General features: G+C 60.9%; 16 protein-coding genes. 8 read left to right on the top strand and 8 right to left on the bottom strand.

The genetic code is table 11. The features are described 5' to 3' along the window. Positions 1–98: 98 nt before the first annotated feature. Positions 99–2,024, bottom strand: a complete 1,926-nt coding sequence (locus EVS81_RS06030) for a recombinase family protein (RefSeq protein WP_240739993.1) — start codon at positions 2,022–2,024, stop codon at positions 99–101. Between the two features lie 396 nt (positions 2,025–2,420). Then, the gene (locus tag EVS81_RS06025) at positions 2,421–3,032 is read right to left on the bottom strand and encodes a TetR/AcrR family transcriptional regulator (protein ID WP_130109590.1); all 612 of its coding nucleotides are present in this window, start codon (positions 3,030–3,032) and stop codon (positions 2,421–2,423) included. Between the two features lie 264 nt (positions 3,033–3,296). Here EVS81_RS06025 and EVS81_RS06020 point away from each other — a divergent pair, with 264 nt between their 5' ends. The 4 genes from EVS81_RS06020 (at position 3,297) to EVS81_RS06005 (ending at position 7,640) form a co-directional block, all read left to right on the top strand. Then, the gene (locus EVS81_RS06020; protein ID WP_130109589.1) at positions 3,297–3,974 is read left to right on the top strand and encodes a hypothetical protein; all 678 of its coding nucleotides are present in this window, start codon (positions 3,297–3,299) and stop codon (positions 3,972–3,974) included. Continuing rightward, positions 3,971–4,315, top strand: a complete 345-nt coding sequence (locus EVS81_RS06015) for a hypothetical protein (protein WP_130109588.1) — start codon at positions 3,971–3,973, stop codon at positions 4,313–4,315. Before EVS81_RS06020 ends, EVS81_RS06015 begins: the two co-directional genes overlap by 4 nt. A gap of 920 nt (positions 4,316–5,235) precedes the next feature. Then, on the top strand, positions 5,236–5,832 hold the full coding sequence (locus EVS81_RS06010; protein ID WP_130109587.1) for a hypothetical protein: 597 nt from the start codon (positions 5,236–5,238) through the stop codon (positions 5,830–5,832). A gap of 128 nt (positions 5,833–5,960) precedes the next feature. Continuing rightward, on the top strand, positions 5,961–7,640 hold the full coding sequence (locus EVS81_RS06005) for a GmrSD restriction endonuclease domain-containing protein (protein WP_130109586.1): 1,680 nt from the start codon (positions 5,961–5,963) through the stop codon (positions 7,638–7,640). Between the two features lie 68 nt (positions 7,641–7,708). On the opposite strand, the gene EVS81_RS06000 is transcribed toward EVS81_RS06005, so the two are convergent. Then, positions 7,709–9,421, bottom strand: coding sequence for a binary toxin-like calcium binding domain-containing protein (locus EVS81_RS06000; RefSeq protein WP_130109585.1), 1,713 nt, complete (start codon positions 9,419–9,421; stop codon positions 7,709–7,711). Between the two features lie 609 nt (positions 9,422–10,030). Here EVS81_RS06000 and EVS81_RS05995 point away from each other — a divergent pair. Next, a complete protein-coding gene (locus EVS81_RS05995; protein WP_130111311.1) occupies positions 10,031–11,278 on the top strand; it encodes an IS256 family transposase in 1,248 nt (415 codons plus the stop codon). Positions 11,279–11,582: 304 nt separating this feature from the next. Next, positions 11,583–12,266: a hypothetical protein gene (locus tag EVS81_RS05990; RefSeq protein WP_130109584.1), complete on the top strand. Its 684-nt coding sequence runs from the start codon at positions 11,583–11,585 to the stop codon at positions 12,264–12,266. Here the strand turns inward: EVS81_RS05990 and EVS81_RS05985 are convergent. The 5 genes from EVS81_RS05985 to EVS81_RS05965 all read right to left on the bottom strand — a co-directional run bounded on the left by EVS81_RS05985 (position 12,237) and on the right by EVS81_RS05965 (position 16,836). Then, positions 12,237–13,346, bottom strand: coding sequence for an IS1249 family transposase (locus tag EVS81_RS05985; protein ID WP_165384196.1), 1,110 nt, complete (start codon positions 13,344–13,346; stop codon positions 12,237–12,239). The two genes, EVS81_RS05990 and EVS81_RS05985, sit on opposite strands and share 30 nt — an antisense overlap. 197 nt (positions 13,347–13,543) lie before the next feature. Beyond that, positions 13,544–14,092 (bottom strand): hypothetical protein, encoded by a 549-nt coding sequence (locus EVS81_RS05980; RefSeq protein WP_130109582.1) that lies wholly within the window; start codon positions 14,090–14,092, stop codon positions 13,544–13,546. Positions 14,093–14,206: 114 nt separating this feature from the next. Further along, positions 14,207–15,001 carry a DUF6414 family protein gene (locus tag EVS81_RS05975; protein WP_130109581.1) on the bottom strand — a complete coding sequence of 265 codons (795 nt, stop codon included), beginning with the start codon at positions 14,999–15,001 and terminating at the stop codon, positions 14,207–14,209. 297 nt (positions 15,002–15,298) lie between these two features. Beyond that, complete coding sequence (locus EVS81_RS05970) at positions 15,299–16,627, bottom strand: hypothetical protein (RefSeq protein ID WP_130109580.1); 1,329 nt, start codon at positions 16,625–16,627, stop codon at positions 15,299–15,301. A 5-nt stretch (positions 16,628–16,632) separates the two neighbouring features. Beyond that, positions 16,633–16,836 (bottom strand): hypothetical protein, encoded by a 204-nt coding sequence (locus EVS81_RS05965; RefSeq protein ID WP_130109579.1) that lies wholly within the window; start codon positions 16,834–16,836, stop codon positions 16,633–16,635. 150 nt (positions 16,837–16,986) lie between these two features. Between EVS81_RS05965 and EVS81_RS05960 the strand changes: the two genes are divergently transcribed. Together EVS81_RS05960 and EVS81_RS05955 are read left to right on the top strand one after the other, a co-directional pair. After that, the gene (locus tag EVS81_RS05960; protein WP_130109578.1) at positions 16,987–17,307 is read left to right on the top strand and encodes a hypothetical protein; all 321 of its coding nucleotides are present in this window, start codon (positions 16,987–16,989) and stop codon (positions 17,305–17,307) included. Between the two features lie 93 nt (positions 17,308–17,400). Then, the gene (locus EVS81_RS05955; protein ID WP_130111311.1) at positions 17,401–18,648 is read left to right on the top strand and encodes an IS256 family transposase; all 1,248 of its coding nucleotides are present in this window, start codon (positions 17,401–17,403) and stop codon (positions 18,646–18,648) included. Positions 18,649–18,717: the final 69 nt, after the last annotated feature.

Genomic DNA, 18,717 nt, shown 5'->3' with positions numbered 1-18,717 from the left:
TCGGCGCTGACCGCTCGATAAGCCCGCTCTACGGACTGAATAGCTTCATAGCGTTCTGGATGTTCCTGAGCAAGAAAGTCCAGGTACGCTTGCGCGTCTTAAAGCGTCGGGTTTCGCGGGATCGCGACGGTCGGAACGATGCCCCGGTCTTGGAAGATTTTCATAGCGGTGGATCCTTTCAAGTAGGGCATAAGCTTCGCCATACATGGCGCTTCGCTCCATTCGTCAACAAGGTGGGGAGGAAGCGCCAAAGGGTGGTCATACTGGCTTGAGCTAAGGCCGCTGCCTAATGCAGATGTCGGAGGTTCGATTCTCGTTAGGTGCTCCTTGGGACGGTATGCAAACCGTTCCGATCTCATGCAAGAGGTCAGGGGTTCGAGTCCCGTTAGGTCCCCCCAAAGTGTCTTACGGGAACACGCGACATCGGAAGATGTGGAGTGTTCCCGTTTGGCTTCCTTGCCTCCGGCTGCCTCGGCCACGATGGTTGCGAACGGTTCGGCGAGGCGCGGGCGTAGCTGCTCGTCCTCGGTGATCTCCAGGCGCGTGTAGAACGCCTGGTTCGCCAGCCTCCTACTCCCGTCGTCGGAGTGGGCATAGGCGTCGTGTGCGTCGGTGAGGAGTCGCAGGCTGTCGTGTAGGAACGCCCGCCCGCCGATGTGTTGCTCGTCGTGCGCTCGTAGGCGCTGCTCGATGTCTGCGAGCCCGGCTCGGATGCGGTCTTGATGACGTTTGAGCGTAGGGAGGTCGATCGCGTCGGCGAAGTGCGCGGCGAGCAGCTTGTCGGTCTCTGCTTCCAGTCGCGCCCGGTTTACGGTGAGGTCGGCGAACTCCTGATTGCGTCCCGCGCCACGCTCGTCAAACGCGGCGTCGACTTCGGCGGCGAGGTGCCGGTAGTCGTCTTCGCTGATAGCGATGTTGGCGTAGGAATCCTCGACCAGGCGCTCCGCGACCTGCACGGGCACCGCCCGTCGGGTGCAGGTTGTGCGCTTCGCTGCTCGGCCGGAGCAGACGAAGTAGGCGTAGGTCGTGCCGCGCGTGTTGGTCGCGAAGTCCAGCAGCATCCGCGACCCACAGGTACCGCAGTGCAGCAGCCCTTTCAGGTGGTGCGCGTGCTGTACGTGACGAGTTGCGTGCGCGTTGCGCGCCTTCAGCAGCGATTGCACCTGATCGAACAGAGCAGGCTCCACGATGGGCTCGTGCGCGCCAGGGTGAAGTGCTCCCTTGTAGCGGATCACCCCGGCGTAGTACGGGTTCGTCAGCATGCGGTAGAGGGCGTTCTTCCCCAGCGGCCTGGATGGCCGCTTCGGCGACGGCACCGACACCAATCCGCGTGCGGTGAGGTCGCATAGGAGACCGGTCACGGAGGTCTCACCGCCCGCGTACTGCTCGAACGCCCACGCGATCAGCGGGGCGCGCTCGGGATCGACGTCGACGGTGCGTATCTCGCGGCCCTGGTCGTCGGTGCGGCGCACGTTGAGGTAGCCGATGGGGGCGCGCCCTGGGGTACCGCCCTGCGCGACCTTCTGCGTCAGTCCCTTGCTGACTTCAGTGGCAAGGTTGCGGCTGTAGAACTCGGCAATGGACGACATGATGCCGTGGACGAGCATCCCCGAAGGCGTCTGGTCGATGCTCTCGGTAGCGGACACGAGCGTGACCCCGGCAGCGAGGAGTGCTTCGTGAATCTTCACGTCATCGGCGCGATTGCGCGCGAGCCGGTCGAGCTTATGCACGATGCAGAAGGTGACGCGGGTCGCAGCGATGAACGCCAGCATGTCCTGCAACCCATCGCGATCCGCCGAACGCGCCGACTCCCCGGCATCCACGAACTGGCGCACGATCCGCGCACCCAACTCGTCGGCCTTGCGCTGGTTAGCCTCGCGCTGGGCGGGGATCGAGAAGCCTTCCTCGGTGCCGCCACGCTCGGCCTGCTCGCGCGTGGACACGCGCAGGTAGGACACGGCGGTGAGTGCCGGAGCGCTCACCGTTGGCTCGACTGGTGCTGTCTCGTGTGTGGCGGTGCTCATGGCGTGCCTCCTTCCTGCGGTTCGCTTCGCACATCGGTGCTGTTTGACGGTCCCGCAAGATTTGCGGGACCGTGCTCAGGACCCGCGATCTGCTCGATGCTCTCGGGAACGGGGAGCCCGAACGGGTCCGGATCGCCGTGCATGTATGCCCGATATCGCGCCTCAGCGATGTTCAGCACCCACTCGACAAGCCTGCCCAGCTCTGGCGCATCCCGCTTGGTCGCCCGTAGGCGTAGCTGCCGATCGTCACTTCCCATGCAAGGTAGGTGCGCAGCACTTCCCAAACCACGACCCTCACGCCGGATTACTGCCCGCCCAGCAGACCCTCATTGAGCCGACACGCCTCTTGCAAGTCGAGGACCGTACTACTCCGTATGGAATTCTCTTGGAGTCAGGCTACGCCTCCTCGCGATCCGGGAACAGGTAGAACGCGATCTTCGGCAACCGGACCAGCCCGCGCCCGAGCGCTGCAGTGAGCAGCTCCTCAGCGAGGTGCTCGAACTCGGGAGCGAGGAAGCGGGCGGCCGCGTCAGCCACCTCGGGGTCTTCGACAGGGTCGTCGGCGCGGAGCATCACCACGACCGCACTACGGATGTCGTCACACCAGTCCTGGGTCGCCTGCGCGAGCGGCTTGATCGCCCCGGCCACCCCGTCAGCCATCAGCCGGATCAGCGCCTGACCTTCGCGACGGTCGAACAGGCGATCCAGCGCGACGACGATGTGCTCACGCACCGCCTCAACGTCAGCACCGCGAGGCGCGGGGGTGCCATCGAGGAACGCGAGCGTGCTTGCCCGCATGTGACTGATCGCATCCAGCGCGAGCCCTTCCTTCCCCTTGCCGGGGAAGTGGTGGTACATGCTGCCCTGCCCGATACCGGAGCGCTGCTGGATCATCACAGGGCTCGTTGCCTCGAACCCGCGCTCCGACAGCAGCGCGCATGTCGCCGCCACGAGCTTCTGCTTCGAGTCATACGCCGGACGCCCCGGACCACGCCGCTTCTCCACCATGCTCACGCTCCTCACGGCCAGACGACCCAGGCGGCCACACCGCCCAATTCCATACAGAGTAGTACGGACCTTGACCTGCAAGACGCGTACCGCATACGGCAATCCACAGAGAGCCACCGGGTGGCTCAAGTAACAAGGCCCGTCGGTTCACCTGTTCGTTGGGTGTCAGATTGGATGCGAGGAGCCATCGTGAGCTTGTCAGGCCGGGATCTGTGCGCGAACGCCGGTAGCATGAGAACGCGCGTAAGAGTAGACGGGGGCGTTGTGGGGCAAGCAGGCAATCATGCTGGTGGGAAGAACCGCCAACTTCTGGAAGTCGAACTAGAAGCTCCACAGATGCCACTTCATGCAGAGGCAGATCTCATCGGCAACGTCGTCGTCTCGGTGCTCCGTGATTTCGGTGTCGGTGGCCACTACGGGAAAGTGATGTTCGATGGCGGGGCCATCGTTGAGCCTGCGCTCTCGACTGTATACCAACCTGACTACGCCGAGGCCGTGGCCATCGAGCTTACGAGTATTGCGGTGGTCAAGAGCGCTGAACTGCTTCTCTACACCGGCTGGGGCGACATGATCGGCAACTTGAGTCGCCTGTTGGTGGTTGCACGAGAGACGGCGGCGTTGGAGCCGCTTCTCTCGGCGGCAAACTCGAAGATCGCGACGCTGGGCATGGACGTCAGTTGCATGAGCGATGGCAACTACATACGGCATATTCGGAATGCGGTGGTGCACGCTCGATTTGGGGTCCAAATCGACGAAAGTGACCCCTTCACCTCGAAAATTGTCTTCATCGACGTCGATCCGCGCGCGCAAGAGATCACGGCGAAGTTCAAACTCACAGCTGAGCAACTAGCACAACTGATGCGGATCATAATTCACGAGGTTTTTGAGAAGTACCTTCTGGCGGTTGGCTGGGAGTCGCAATCATCGAAGGAGTCAACGTGACACAGGAGTCGAAGCCCTGGTATCGCAGACCTTGGGTCTGGGTCGTCGCAGTGATCGGCGCCGTATTCCTCATATCAAACTTCAACGCCTTCCCTGCTGGACGGTACGACTGCCGCTGGCAGGGCTCCGTGCCGGACGGGATTCTTGGAGAGGGCGAGATCGTGGCAATGGTTGGCCAATGGCCCAACACATATCCGCTCGAGCTCCGGGTCTATCACCCATCGAGGGGAATGATCATTTACGACGGCAACTGGTCCCATGCTCACGGCACTTGGGAGCGGGACTTTTACGCGACGATTCCTTGGAAGGGAAGTAGCTACCAGGCATTCTGCGAACTCTGAATGCGCGGTGTGCAACACGGCACTATGAGTTTCTAACTCGTTCGCTTGACCAACGAGGCCGGTTCTCGAACCACTGGCGAGGCATCGAGCAGGCTGTCCGTAGTAGAGGCGTCGGCAACGCCCAAGTTTCAGCGGATTCGCCCCCGTGTCTTCTTCCACACCGTGCCCCGGTGAATCCCGAACCGGCGTGCCAGCGCGTTCACGCTCACGCCCTGCGCGCGGGCTGTTCGCATAGCGCCCACTTCCTCGTCGGTGAGCTGTGTTCGAGGTCGTTTCTTTGGTTCCGCCGACGAGCCGATCAGCGGGTCATCGGCCTCGCCTTCGGGCTCGGCATCCGCGCGAACGACTTGATTCCACGCGGAGACAAGCCGTTCAACCCGCTGTCGCCTGTTCCCGCAGCGCTCCGTTGCTTCCGCCGTGTTCGTCGGAGCCCGTGAGCCAACCACCCATGGTTGTTCCTCTCGTGCGGTCGGCGATGCGTTCGCCGGAACGAGAAATGACGGCTCGTCACTTCTGCGCGTATTTATGCGCTTCCGACACGAAATTTCAAGCATGAGCGCCACGCGTAGCCACGCTCAGCTCCAAAGAAGGGACTTTGCCAGGGTGTTACATCAGGGGTGAGCCGGGGGCGTACTTGCATTGGCGACCCCGTTGCGCTTTTTACAACGTGGGAGGAGTGGTGGTGGGTATGAGCTGGGCGGCGGATCGTCGATCGAGCCTCCGCATCTTGACTGAGAGAACGGGCGTATGGCGATTTTCGAACTCAGCGTGACAGCAGAGAATTCGTACTGCGGGTGAAGTCATCCCGGAGGAGCGAGAGCATTTGAATGTCATGGGTGTAAGCCAAGCTTGCACCCATATGGAAGTTCTTGCGATCCGTACCGTCCTGGGTTGTCCTTTTCTTCATTCTGCTCGCCTTGATGGGCATCGCGCTCATGTTCCCGGCGCTAATCCCCGCGCGGGGAGGCATGATCCAGGTGGTCATTGTTCTTGCTGCTGTTGTTTTGTTGCTTGCCACCGTTTTCGGCGTAATGATTGCGACGCAGATCTCTCCGCTGCGGCCTATCGCTGAGATCTCGATACTCGGCAAGCACTTCGTGGGTGTGAGCAGGTCTCTCGTCGGCTTAGCCGCGTTCTTTGGCGGAATGATCGTCACCTGGATCATCACGCTCGACGTTTCCCTCCAAGCGCAGAAACTCTCGTTAGACGTCAACCAGATCACAGGGCAACTCTGGCAACTGTTTCTCTCTCTGGCGCCGTTCATCGCCTACATTTACTGGCTGGGGATCGCTGTCGATCTGATGCGTGTTCGAAAGCATGGTCGGCTTCTCGCAGCGGAACGTTTCCTGGCGAGCGTGCGCGGGGTCCGATACTTGTCGGAGCTGAACCGTCCGTTGGTGCGGCGTCAGCTGCGTCGCCTCGCCCTTGCCCCGTGGTGGGCGGTCTTTGCCACGTATTACATTGCTCCGGTGCTGTTCTTTCTCGTTGGAAGTGCCCTCTGGCAGATCATCTCGTAGATGGTGCAGTAGCCGATGCAGGAGTACATCGGGAGCGGTGAGGATTCGATCTTTTGGGGCTGATTCCTTCCGCGATAGCCTGAGAGGCAGATTGCCGCTTCGTCACGCGGCGCGGAGAGTAGGAGCGCATGGCGAAGGCTGACTACAAAGTGAGCGACCTTGTTGGCAAGGTCGAACGCGGGGAGCTGCGGTTGCCAGAGATGCAGCGCGAATATGTGTGGCGGGCGACTCGGGTGCGTGACCTGCTCGATTCCCTCTATCGCGGATACCCGTCAGGGGTGATTCTGGCGTGGGAGTCTGACGAGCCGATCGCGACTCGGGACTTCGCCGTTGCTGCGTCGGAAGCTTCCCCGGTGCGACCGCTCTTGCTCCTCGACGGGCAGCAGCGCCTCACCTCCCTCTCGGCGGTACTGCGTGGGAAGCCGGTGTCGGTGCGGGGCCGGTCCAGGCCGGTTGAGATTCTCTTTAATCTCGATCATCCAGACGAGCTGTCGTTCATCACCGAAGTGCATGAAGCGAGCGATGACGACGCCCCGGAAGATGTTGCTGATCAAACCGAGCGCGATATTCAGGAGCGCTGGAATCGGTTGACGTTTGTGGTGTCGAGTCGGCAGCTCGAGGCCCGCTCGAACTGGGTGCGCGTCTCCGACGTGTTCAGCAAGAGCGACGCCGAGATCCTGCGCAGTGCGGGCGTGACCGGGTTTGATGATCCGAACTATGAGCGTTACACGAGCCGTCTCAAAGCGGTGCGCGCGATTGCGGACTACGAGTACCGCATGGACGTTCTCGAACGCACCAAGTCGTATGAAGAAGTCACCGAGATCTTCGTGCGCGTGAACTCGCTCGGTGCGAAACTCCGCAGCTCCGACCTCGCCCTGGCGCAGATCACCGCGAAATGGCGTGGCTCCCTCGAGCTATTCAGGAGCTACCAAGATGAGGTCGACCAACGCGGCTTCAACCTCGACCTGAGTATCTTCCTCCGCACGCTCGTCGCAATCGTGACCGGGCAGTCGAAGTTCCAGACCGTGAACTCGATCTCCCTGCCCCAGCTAGAAGTTGGGTGGAAGCGTGCACAGAAAGCGTTCGATTTCGCTCTCAACTTCTGCGCATCAAACCTCGGCATTGATAGCCCTACCCTGCTCTCTTCACCGTTCCTGCTGGTGACAACTGCGTACTGGGCTGACAAACGTGACTACCAGATCGGCGGGGTTGAGTCTGATGCGTTTAAGCGCTGGTTCCTGATCGCGAACGCGAAGGGTCGCTACTCGCGCGGTTCATCAGAGACGATTCTCGACCAGGACATTTCAGAGCTGCGGCGAGGCGGCAGCGTCAACGACCTTCTCCAGCGACTGGTCAATCAGGTCGGTCGTGTCGACTTCACGGTCGAGGAGCTGGTGGGCCGCAGTAGCCGCTCAGGCGCATTCAAAACACTGTTCCTCGCGTTCAAACAGGACGGCGCGAGAGACTGGGCAACACAGCTCGCGATCAGTGCGAAGCATCAGGGCAAGAGCGACCGGATCGAATACCACCACATCTTCCCGAAAGCGTTCATGAAGACCGCTCGCCCAGATCTCGGACGGAGCGAAATCGACGACTTCGCGAACCTTGCGTTTATCGGAGCGACCACGAATAAGAAGATCCGCGATCATGCGCCCTCTGTGTACAGGAGAGATTTCGCTGCGACCGATCTGGACGCGCAACTGATCGACTTCGACGAGGGCAAAGACGACGCAACGAACTTCGAGGCTTTCGTGAAGCAGCGGCGCGGCGCGATTGCCGAGCGCCTCAACAGATTCCTCGGAGTGTAGGCCAACAGCCAATAACTGCCCACGTAGCGTTTCGAACGGCTGCCTGTCTCTCCGGGGTGAGGGGCGTCTTATCTCGTGGTTGGGACGTGAATCGTGAAACTGATCCCTTTCTCCTCGAGAAGATCAAGAACCGGTTTGCTTGCACCCAATTGGCTGGTGTGCGCGCTGGGATAGAAGTGCCAGTGCGCACTATAGATCACTCCGGTCTCCACCAGGTACGCGTCGGAGTTGATCTGCGCGCGCACCGACGAAGTGAGCGAGTTGAAACCGACCTTCGACTCATGAGCGACATCATCAACAACCGCATCGAAAATACGGGCGTTCGCATTACACACCTCGACACAGTCAACGGTCGATGCGCGCACCTGGGTTTCAACGATCTCGCCGTGAGCGCTCAACATCCGTTCTAGACTCGCCTCGCCAGCAGGACCGTTCGCCATGAAACGAGAGGACGGCCCGACGCTATGCCCCTCCCGCTTCAGAGCAGCACCAATGCTGTCGAGATTGATCCGCCCGCTCTTCTGTAGTTGCAGGAGAGCCTTTTCGTTTGCGCCGGCGTCAAGCAGCGGATCCCATTCCTTCCATAGCTGTCGTGACGCATCGATTCTGATCGATTCAGGCACTTTGTTGAGCGCGACGATGAGCGCACCCACCGACTCCGCAAGCTCAGGATGCCGCGTGACGAAGGCCGCAGCCTTACGGGGAATCGCAGCCGCATCTCCCACAGTGGGGATCAGACCGACCGCGCTGAACCCTGCCCCGACCCAGTCAGACTGAATGGCTGAGGCAATCGTGTCTCGCGCGTCAGCAACTCCTCCGATGACCCAGCCAATTCCGGGGATGAAACTCGATCCGCTACTGACCAAGTTGCCTGCGAGCCAGGCGACTGAATCTGCCCGCCAGGCGTCACCGGCGAGTGCACCCTTGGCGAAGTCGCCCGCATAGTCCCAAGCGGAGATTTCGACATCTTCAAATAGCGGATCAAGGCCCTGAGCTTCCCTGTTCTCTTCCTCGTACCCGTCACTGTGGCCGTCGCCGTCAGTATCAGCAACGTTCGGATCGGAACCAACAAGCGTGACTTCCTGATAGTCGTCAAGCCCGTCGCCATCAGTATCAGCAGCATAAGGATCTGTACTGTTATCGGCTTCTGCAGCATCGGACAGGCCATCTTCATCGGTATCGATCAACTCCGGGTTTGAGAACCCGACGTAGAGATCCTCGGACCCTTCGACGAGACTTCCCGCCTCGTCACCGTCGAATAGTGCGTCCCCATCGCTGTCCGAGTTCATGGGATCGGTGAAAAACGTCTCTTCACGACTGGTCGACCACCCGCGTACCTCGACATAGTCACTGAGTCCGTCTTCGTCGGAATCAACTCTCGTCGGATCAGAAGCCCCTGCGTACACCGCTTTCTCCTGCTGCGAGGAAAGAAGCTCTCCGGCTTCTTCAGCGTCAGACAAACCGTCACCATCGGTATCCGCATTCTTCGGGTCGGTGACGTACAGGCTGCCGTCGCTTGTCGTCCAACCGTCGACCTCGAGCAAGTCGGGCAGGCCATCATTGTCTGAATCCAAGATCCGATCAAGAGCTTCGGACTCGGATCCCGATGGAAGGGGCCGTGGAACGACACCAATCCCGACAATCACCGCAACGACAAGGATCCCGACCAGGAGGAAGACACAGTGCGAGCGCTTCACGCGTCCGAGCCGCGCAAGAACTGTTGGCCGAAGCTGAGGTTCGAGATCTTTCTCGGGGTGCTCTTCGGACGTGCTTTGCTTCAAGGACGTGACTTTCTCGGGGCTGTCTTCTGAGCTCTCGGTGATGAGGAAGCTTATATTGAGGACAGCGAATCTTAAGGTGAGTCTGAATCTACCCTGTACCGCAACTGACCGTTCCCCGGATGGCGGCACGATCACGGCGATACAGCCAGAAAGCTAGTTCACGATCGACTGCAGCCGGTGAAATTGGTCGAAGTGCGTTCATTGTGAGCGCTGCAATCCCGGCTGCGATTCGGGCTTGTTCGGCACCGTCTTCGCTGATGACGATCGGGGCGCTCTCAAGTAGTGGTTCACCTTTAATGCAAACTAGCCTCAATCAGAGGTGGGTCTGGAATCACGCCAACGCTCACGAAACGTGTCGATGCGCGTCTACTCCGTACCCCTTTCAGTACGGTTTTGGCATGGCGCTTGGGTGCAAGATGGAAACCCGTGACTATCCCCGCAGGCGGCATCGGCCGCATCCAAATTCGACTCAATCCCGACGGTTCATACTCAGTAATGCCCCATAGAGTGGTGTAGCGCACGGTGGCCAGCACGTCGTGGAACATGGGCGCGGTCACCGTGTGGTCCTTCGAGGAATCTCCTACAACCCACTCGAAAGGCATCAACACGATGACCGCTCCTACTATTGTCGACCCTGCCGGCCTGTTCAGCGAAGCTCTCATCGACGCGTCCCCGGATCTGATGCGTAGTCTGTTGCAGACCATGATCAACGCGCTCTTGTCCGCGGACGCGGACGCGGTGGTCGGCGCTGAATGGGGCAAGCCCTCATCCGACCGGATCACGCAGCGCAACGGCTACCGACACCGCGACCTCGACACCCGGGTCGGCACGATCGATGTCGCGATCCCGAAGCTTCGTCAGGGAACCTACTTCTCCGAATGGCTGCTCGAGCGCCGCAAACGCGCCGAGACCGCGCTGATTACCGTCGTCGCGGACTGCTACCTCGCCGGCGTGTCCACACGCCGGATGGACAAGCTCGTCAAGACCCTCGGGATTCACTCGCTGTCGAAGTCGCAGGTGTCCCGGATGGTGGCGGAGCTCGATGAACACGTCGAGCAGTTTCGACACCGTCCGCTCGATGACGCCGGTCCGTTTACCTTCGTTGCCGCCGACGCGCTCACCATGAAAGTTCGCGAGGGCGGACGCGTCATAGGCGCAGTGGTGCTGGTCGCGACCGGCGTCAACGGCGACGGGCGCCGCGAGGTGCTCGGCCTGCGCGTGGCCACCAGCGAGACAGGGGCGGCCTGGAACTCGTTCTTCGCCGACTTCGTCGCCCGCGGTCTCGGAGGCGTCCGCCTCGTCACCAGCGACGCCCACTCAGGCCTCGTCGAAGCAATCGCAGCGAACCTGCCCGGTGCTGTTTGGCAGCGCTGTCGCACGCACTACGCGGCGAACCTGATGAGTGTGACACCGAAGGCCATGTGGTCGGCGGTGAAGGCGATGCTGCACTCCGTCTACGACCAGCCCGACGCCGCCGCGGTCCACGCTCAGTTCGACCGACTCCTGGACTACGTCGACGGGAAACTGCCCGACGCTCACGAGCACCTCGACGCGGCCCGCGCCGATATTCTCGCCTTCGCGCAGTTCCCGGAAGGTCTGTGGCAGCAGATCTGGTCCAACAACCCCAACGAGCGTCTCAATCGGGAAATCCGTCGCCGCACCGACTCCGTCGGCATCTTCCCGAACCGGGAAGCGATTATCCGCCTCGTCGGCGCGGTCCTGGCCGAGCAGACCGATGAATGGGCCGAAGGACGCCGCTACCTCGGCCTCGACGTTCTCGCGAAGAGCCGCCTCACCCTCGTCACTGACAACGACGTCGAGGAGGTGATCGACACCGTTCTCGAGCTCAGCGCCTGACTCCATCACCACGAAGGACCAACCGTTACACCACTACCCGGGACTTGACCATCATAGGTGATGCATTCTCATACACGGCACCTATGGTCACGTACATGTCACCTATGACAGGCGAGGCTTTGCGGCGGGCGCTGCGGGCTCGTCATCCTCAGACTCCCAACGGTTCCCTCTGACTCTCAGCGGTGTTATGCTGTTGGTGCAGCTCGGGTAGCCCGCCAGGCCGTAAGGCCCCGCCGGTGAGGAGCCATGACCCCCAGGAAATCGCCTAGAGCGTCCTGGGGGTCGCACTATGTTCAGGAGAAGAATGGGCCCGGAGCTACAGCGCCTCTACCGCGCCACCAGCGCCCCTGTGGCGTTCCTGGACGAGTCTTACGAGGTCGAGGGTGACCGGACGTTCTACGTGCTCGCTACCGCCGTTGTGTCGCGCGACAGGCTCGTGGAGACTCGTGAGGCTCTCACTGCGCACTACGACGGCGAGCCGATGCATGCTGCCCCGATGTTCCATAGTCGTGAGGTGGTGACGCTGCGAGGTGGGATCGCGCTCGCCGCAAGGGAGAACGACGGTCTGGATCTCGTGGTGTCCGCACCGATCGCGCCGGGTGATTCGCTTGGGCATGCTGCGCGGCGTCGCTGCATCGAGCACATAGCCCCGCTGCTGCATGCTGAGGATGGCGTGGGCTTGTTCGTGTTCGACCAGCACCGTGAGGCGGAGTACAACCGGCGTGACCGGTTCACGTTCGGCGATCTGCGGCGTGCGGGCCGGCTGCCTCGTGACGTAACGGAGCATCATGCTCGCCCGTCTGCGGAGCCTCTGCTGGGGCTGCCGGATTTGTTGGCGTGGGCGTACCGTCAGCGGCTTATGGGCCGGGACAGGTCGTGGTTCACACCGTTCGAGAACGCAGCGCGGGTGCACGAACTCGGGGCTATCGGCCAAAAAGAGTGGATGGTGTTGGGTGTGTCAGGCGTTGCCCGCGGTACCGGCGCGTAGCCAGAGTCCTTCCTCGGCGCTGAGCCCGGTGTCGTAGAGCGGGGGTCCCGGGTCTGGTTCACTGAGCGCTGGGCGTGCTGGCTTCGGAGGCTGGGCCACGTGCTCAGCGAGCACCTTGGCGGGGTCGGGGTGCTCGGTGTGCAGGTACAGCCACCACTCGATCAGGCGGCGCTGATGTTCCTCGGTCATGCCGCGGTGGTGGAGCAGCAGGAGCCGCATGGGCGAGTTCGTACCACCCTCGATCCCGTTCGTTGTCGACGGCACCTTCAAATGAGTGAGTTCCTTGTCGAGGAACGTGAACAGGTGCCCCCGATCGCTCACCCGGCGAATCGCTTGGTAGCCCGAACGGAGCCGCTGATGGGTGTACCACCACTGCTGCGTCGCCCGCACCCAGGAGGGCACCTCGGCTGCGGTCTTGCGGTAGCTGCGCTCTTTCGTGAGGTGCAGAAACGCGCCCTCCCACTCGATGAGCAGCTTCGACCAGGCTGCCGCGTCCGCATTCGTTTTCACCCGGGTGAGTTTCAAGGCGAGGCCCCATAACGCCTTCCCCGCAACCGTTTTTGATCGGGTAGTGACGTATTTTCGGACGTTGCGTTGGAGGTGCACAAGGCAGCGTTGCACCCGCGCGTTCGGCCAGTGCTCCTTGAGAGCGGCGTGCATGCCCGGGCCGCCGTCGCACACCACCACGATGGGTTCGGGGAGGCGTTTGAACAGTTCGCTCCACGCTGCTTGTGACTCTCGGGCGCACCACTGCGCGGCGACCACGTTCCCGGCTGATCTGGCGGTAAGGATGCACCAGCCAGTTCTGAGGTTGAACCCGTCGATCTCGACCACGTCATGCACGACCCCGGTGAATGGGATCTTGGGTCGTAGTTCCCAGCACCAAGCGATGCGACGCCGGAACGAGCGCCCCGACTGAGTACCGTCAGCGTCGGCTTGAGAGTTCTTGCCGAGCAGCCAGTCGATAAACCTGAGCAGTGTGAAGATCTTGGAGCGGTCGGCGCGTTTACGCACCGAGGAGGCTCCGCACGACGGGCACTTCCAGCGCTGATTCCCGGCCTTGTTGCGACCGTTCTTCACGAGCTTGGTCTCGCATACCACGCAAGCCGAGGGAGGGGTGCTGTGTGCCACAACTAATCGTTGCGGACATTAACGATCCCTGTTTTGCCGCGTGATCACGCGGTTAGATCGGGCTTCCATCCACTCTTTTTGGCCGATAGCCCCGAACTCGGCTGAACTGCGGCGAGCGCAAGGTGCCTCTAGCAATTCGCCAGCGACTAGATCAAAGGGATTCGCAGTTCCCGGGACTCGGTGGTGCCTACGTTACGCCACTGCACGGCGATTAGATCGGCCCCAGGTCCGTACGCTCGAATCTGGTAGTACCGTAGCGATCCACCTTCGGGCACTTCGTAGGGAGGGGCTTGTCCGTCCTGAACCTGCACGAATCCTCCCACTGTTTCAGGGACGACCTCGATGGAAATGACTTCGATGGACGCGCCGGAGGTATTGACCATCGCACGCACTTTCTCGCTCACGTATTCGGGGCCGCTCCACGCTGGAGGGGTGCGGGCTTCGATCTCGAGGCGGTTCGCTTCCTCTTGAGCTGCCGCCTGACGTTCGGCTGCTGCCGTGGCTTTCCGCGCAAGCTCGAGAGCTTCGTCGCGAGCCGCCTCTGCCCGTCGCTGTGCAAGCTCGGCATCTTCCTGCGCTGCCTTAGCGTCATCGCGACTACCGACTGCTGCCTTGGCTTGCACCCACGCGAAGACTGCTCCTCCGACGCCGCCTAGTGCACCGACAGCCGCGATCACGATTTCACCAGCGTTCATGAAACATGACGATATCTGGGAAGAGGCAACTTTGACTATCGCGAGGCTCGAGGGATTCCGCGCTAGGCGATTAACGATCGCGCAATGGCTGCACGAGCTCTATTCGCTGGCATTCTAACGATAGATGGCGAGGAACTTGAGAACTATTGCAGGGCCACTGATCCAGTTCTCTTCGTCGCCCTCTTTGGGAGCGTTCTGCATTTTTCGCCGCTGTTCACGGCTAAGAAGAGAGAGCCCTGGCAAGGCCATCAGCGACTTGTGGGCGCCTTCCGGGATTACTTCGACGATCTTCCCGACGAACTCGAGTGGGCCATCAACATCCTCGATATTTACGTCACTACTCAAAGTCCCAGCTACTGACCAATCACTGTCAGCGAAAAAACCAGTAACACTGATTTGATCGCCCATCGAATCAGCGAGTCTGCTGACGCCCTCCACCTGCACTGGGTCTATAGACGATGAGGTTAGTTCCTGGCCCATTAGTGGCCCGAAACTAGACATCAACGTCGACAGCTGAGCAAGCCCGCGCAACTGCTCCTTGCTACCTAGAACCCTACTGAAAGGGGTAACAGCAAAATCAGCCTCGCCAAGCACTGTGAATCCGCGGCCTACACCTTTGAGGTCAACTGCAGGGTCGTTCACTTCGACCCAAGAAAGTTCATCTGCACGATCTGAACCTGCTGCGACGAGACGGTCGAATGCCGCATAAGGATCGTCGGAAAACTCCACCTCAACGCCCTCGGAAGACTCTCTCGACCCCTCTACTCCCACACCCTTAAGCGAGGCCGAAAGCCTGCCTCGACGCCCTTTAGATTGCCGTTCAGTCGAGCGTGTGCGCTGCCCTCCATCAAGCTGAGAAGCAAACTTCAACACCATCTCTTCGTCGAAATAGACAAAATCTTTGAGCATGAGAACCTCTCTGACTGATCAATGCTCACAACCTACCGGGAAGTCATCAGAATGCCGATACCTACCGCAAATGCCTCATAGACGCCCTTGCGCAGGATACTGCTCCCCCACGGTGTGCCAAGAGCTAAGCGCAACTAGCGGGCGACCGAGGTATATCGAGAAGCAGGCCCCAAACCAAAGCGATGAATCTGAGGCGGCACCCTGTAGTCAGAAGCGGCTGGCGGTTCACTAGACGAAAGTCCGGGCAGCCCAGCCGCTTCTCTCGTTTGTTGGCAAGCACAGTGTACTCTGCACAAGTCAGGCCGGGTAGGCGCTATCATCCTGAGCCCAATCTGGCGGCAGGTCTAGCTCCAATTCGCTTATCCAGTCGTCCGCTCCGGGCCACGTGTTCGGAGAAGCTGATGCAGAGTAGTACTGGGTGTCAGTTCTGTGCTGACCGCCTATGCCAAGTATCCAGCCGCTTGGCAGCCTGCGCCAAGCGCGCCAGACCTTGCGGTCGTCCGTGACCTCCACATGAATTCCATGGTTTGGAGGAAGCTCAAAGCGCGCGGTGGGCTGGATAATTAGCTCTGCCTTCTCCGGACCCCAAAACTGATTCGCTTGCCGTTCAAACCACCCCATCTGGGAAGCCTGAACAAAGCGAAGTGCCCGTTTGGTGCCATCAAATTCTCTACGATCAAGTTGAGCACCCCACCTATCGGTACCGCCCTTGTTGGTCCAGACATCAAGAGTGTGCCGCTGTCTTTCGCGCAGGGTTTCACGCTCCTCGACATCCGACCGGAAGTATTTCATGTAGGCGCGGCCTTCTCGAAAAGTCTTGGCGTCACGAATTGCTCGATAGCGCCCGTTAAACGAGGCGGCCAGGTGAAGAGAACCCCTTAGCCCGAGAAAGAACGCCAGTCGGGAGCGCCTCGTCCAGGGTTTTCCACCGAAGCTTGTGCGTACCGCTGCGCTCTTCATCGCTGCGAAGAATGCGAATGGATACAGCAGCGGAAATAGTGCCAGAGGAAGCCAGATCGAGAGAGCAAATCTCATGAGCAGTTCGACGTGGTTCAGGGTTGCCCAGCTTTCAACGACTTGGAACGAGGTCCACGCCAGAAGCCCCAACCCTGCCAGCACCAACATACCCCGAGGCCACTTCCGTCCGTCATCCTGGGCATCTGCGAACACGAGCACGATTATCACAACCTGTAGAGGTAGCTCCGCTAGATAGGGAAGCGGTGCGAGGTTCAGGTAGAAGACGAGTAGCGCCGAAACTCCAATGGCTTCACGGTAAACACTCTTGAAGAGTTCGCGGCCGTTCTTTTGCTCTGTCGCTTTTGCAAACAGGACCAGACCTACACCAAAGACAATTAGGATCGTGTCCTTTGTGAGAGCCCATCCCCAGAGCCCAATTCGACTCGCAAAATAAATACATCCGAATACCCATAGAAAGTAGATCGCGAAAGGGATCCAGAACTTTGGGCTGGCAAGCTGAATTGCAAGATTCTTAAGTTGTCTCCTGAGCGTCCGCCTGGTTGCCGGTTTCCGCAAAGCGAGAAAAACTATCAAGCCAAGAATGGTCAGCGTCGCTAGCTCGCGGCTGTCCAATGCATTGGCCGCCAGCGCTTCGCCTACTGCAGTCATCTGCCTCAACGCTTCCCATCGCGGATTTGATAGACCCTCGACCGATGCAGGCCAGTGATCTCCGCGACCTCGGTAGCGCTGGCACCTGCGGTGAGCGCATCAAGGATCGCGACCTTGAGCGGTAGGGCGAGCGCATCGAGTGCCGCCTGATGTTCGCGACGCTGTTTACCGAGTTGCTCGAGTCGTTCTAGTGCTGTCTGTTTCGCCACTCGATCAGGCTACAAGACATACCATTATTATGCGAGCGCTCGACATCATGACTGATCTGTGGCATGCTCGAATCACGCCGAAGAAGGCGAGACCCCCGCGCCTGTTGGAGCAGGCCGGGGGCGTGGACACGATCACAGGAGGATCGCATCATGCACAACCCTACCCACCCGACCGCGGAGTTCGACACGTCGCACCAACTCGACACTGAGCAGGGAACCGTCTGTGTCGAGTCGAGCGCCACGTTCTGGGAAGGCGCCACCGTCGACGATCTGTTCGTGGACTGCGTCACGCTCGAGATGCCCGGCCTGAACCCCACGCCACTCTTCCTGAGAGAGGCGCGAGCGCTCGCCGCAGCCCCCACGGCGGCCGCAACCGCGGGAACGGCACTGCTCGACACCCACACCCGTGAAATGGCCGCAGAGCGCCGTTCAGCGCGCGAGGAGGTAGTAATGCCCCATAGAGTGGTGTAGCGCACGGTGGCCAGCACGTCGTGGAACATGGGCGCGGTCACCGTGTGGTCCTTCGAGGAATCTCCTACAACCCACTCGAAAGGCATCAACACGATGACCGCTCCTACTATTGTCGACCCTGCCGGCCTGTTCAGCGAAGCTCTCATCGACGCGTCCCCGGATCTGATGCGTAGTCTGTTGCAGACCATGATCAACGCGCTCTTGTCCGCGGACGCGGACGCGGTGGTCGGCGCTGAATGGGGCAAGCCCTCATCCGACCGGATCACGCAGCGCAACGGCTACCGACACCGCGACCTCGACACCCGGGTCGGCACGATCGATGTCGCGATCCCGAAGCTTCGTCAGGGAACCTACTTCTCCGAATGGCTGCTCGAGCGCCGCAAACGCGCCGAGACCGCGCTGATTACCGTCGTCGCGGACTGCTACCTCGCCGGCGTGTCCACACGCCGGATGGACAAGCTCGTCAAGACCCTCGGGATTCACTCGCTGTCGAAGTCGCAGGTGTCCCGGATGGTGGCGGAGCTCGATGAACACGTCGAGCAGTTTCGACACCGTCCGCTCGATGACGCCGGTCCGTTTACCTTCGTTGCCGCCGACGCGCTCACCATGAAAGTTCGCGAGGGCGGACGCGTCATAGGCGCAGTGGTGCTGGTCGCGACCGGCGTCAACGGCGACGGGCGCCGCGAGGTGCTCGGCCTGCGCGTGGCCACCAGCGAGACAGGGGCGGCCTGGAACTCGTTCTTCGCCGACTTCGTCGCCCGCGGTCTCGGAGGCGTCCGCCTCGTCACCAGCGACGCCCACTCAGGCCTCGTCGAAGCAATCGCAGCGAACCTGCCCGGTGCTGTTTGGCAGCGCTGTCGCACGCACTACGCGGCGAACCTGATGAGTGTGACACCGAAGGCCATGTGGTCGGCGGTGAAGGCGATGCTGCACTCCGTCTACGACCAGCCCGACGCCGCCGCGGTCCACGCTCAGTTCGACCGACTCCTGGACTACGTCGACGGGAAACTGCCCGACGCTCACGAGCACCTCGACGCGGCCCGCGCCGATATTCTCGCCTTCGCGCAGTTCCCGGAAGGTCTGTGGCAGCAGATCTGGTCCAACAACCCCAACGAGCGTCTCAATCGGGAAATCCGTCGCCGCACCGACTCCGTCGGCATCTTCCCGAACCGGGAAGCGATTATCCGCCTCGTCGGCGCGGTCCTGGCCGAGCAGACCGATGAATGGGCCGAAGGACGCCGCTACCTCGGCCTCGACGTTCTCGCGAAGAGCCGCCTCACCCTCGTCACTGACAACGACGTCGAGGAGGTGATCGACACCGTTCTCGAGCTCAGCGCCTGACTCCATCACCACGAAGGACCAACCGTTACACCACTACCCGGGACTTGACCTGGAATGGGGCCTTCTGAG

Origin of the sequence: Leucobacter triazinivorans, assembly GCF_004208635.1 — a bacterium.
Lineage (GTDB): Bacteria > Actinomycetota > Actinomycetes > Actinomycetales > Microbacteriaceae > Leucobacter > Leucobacter triazinivorans.
Note: the sequence above shows the minus strand (reverse complement) of the source record. Positions and strands in the feature narration are given on the sequence as shown.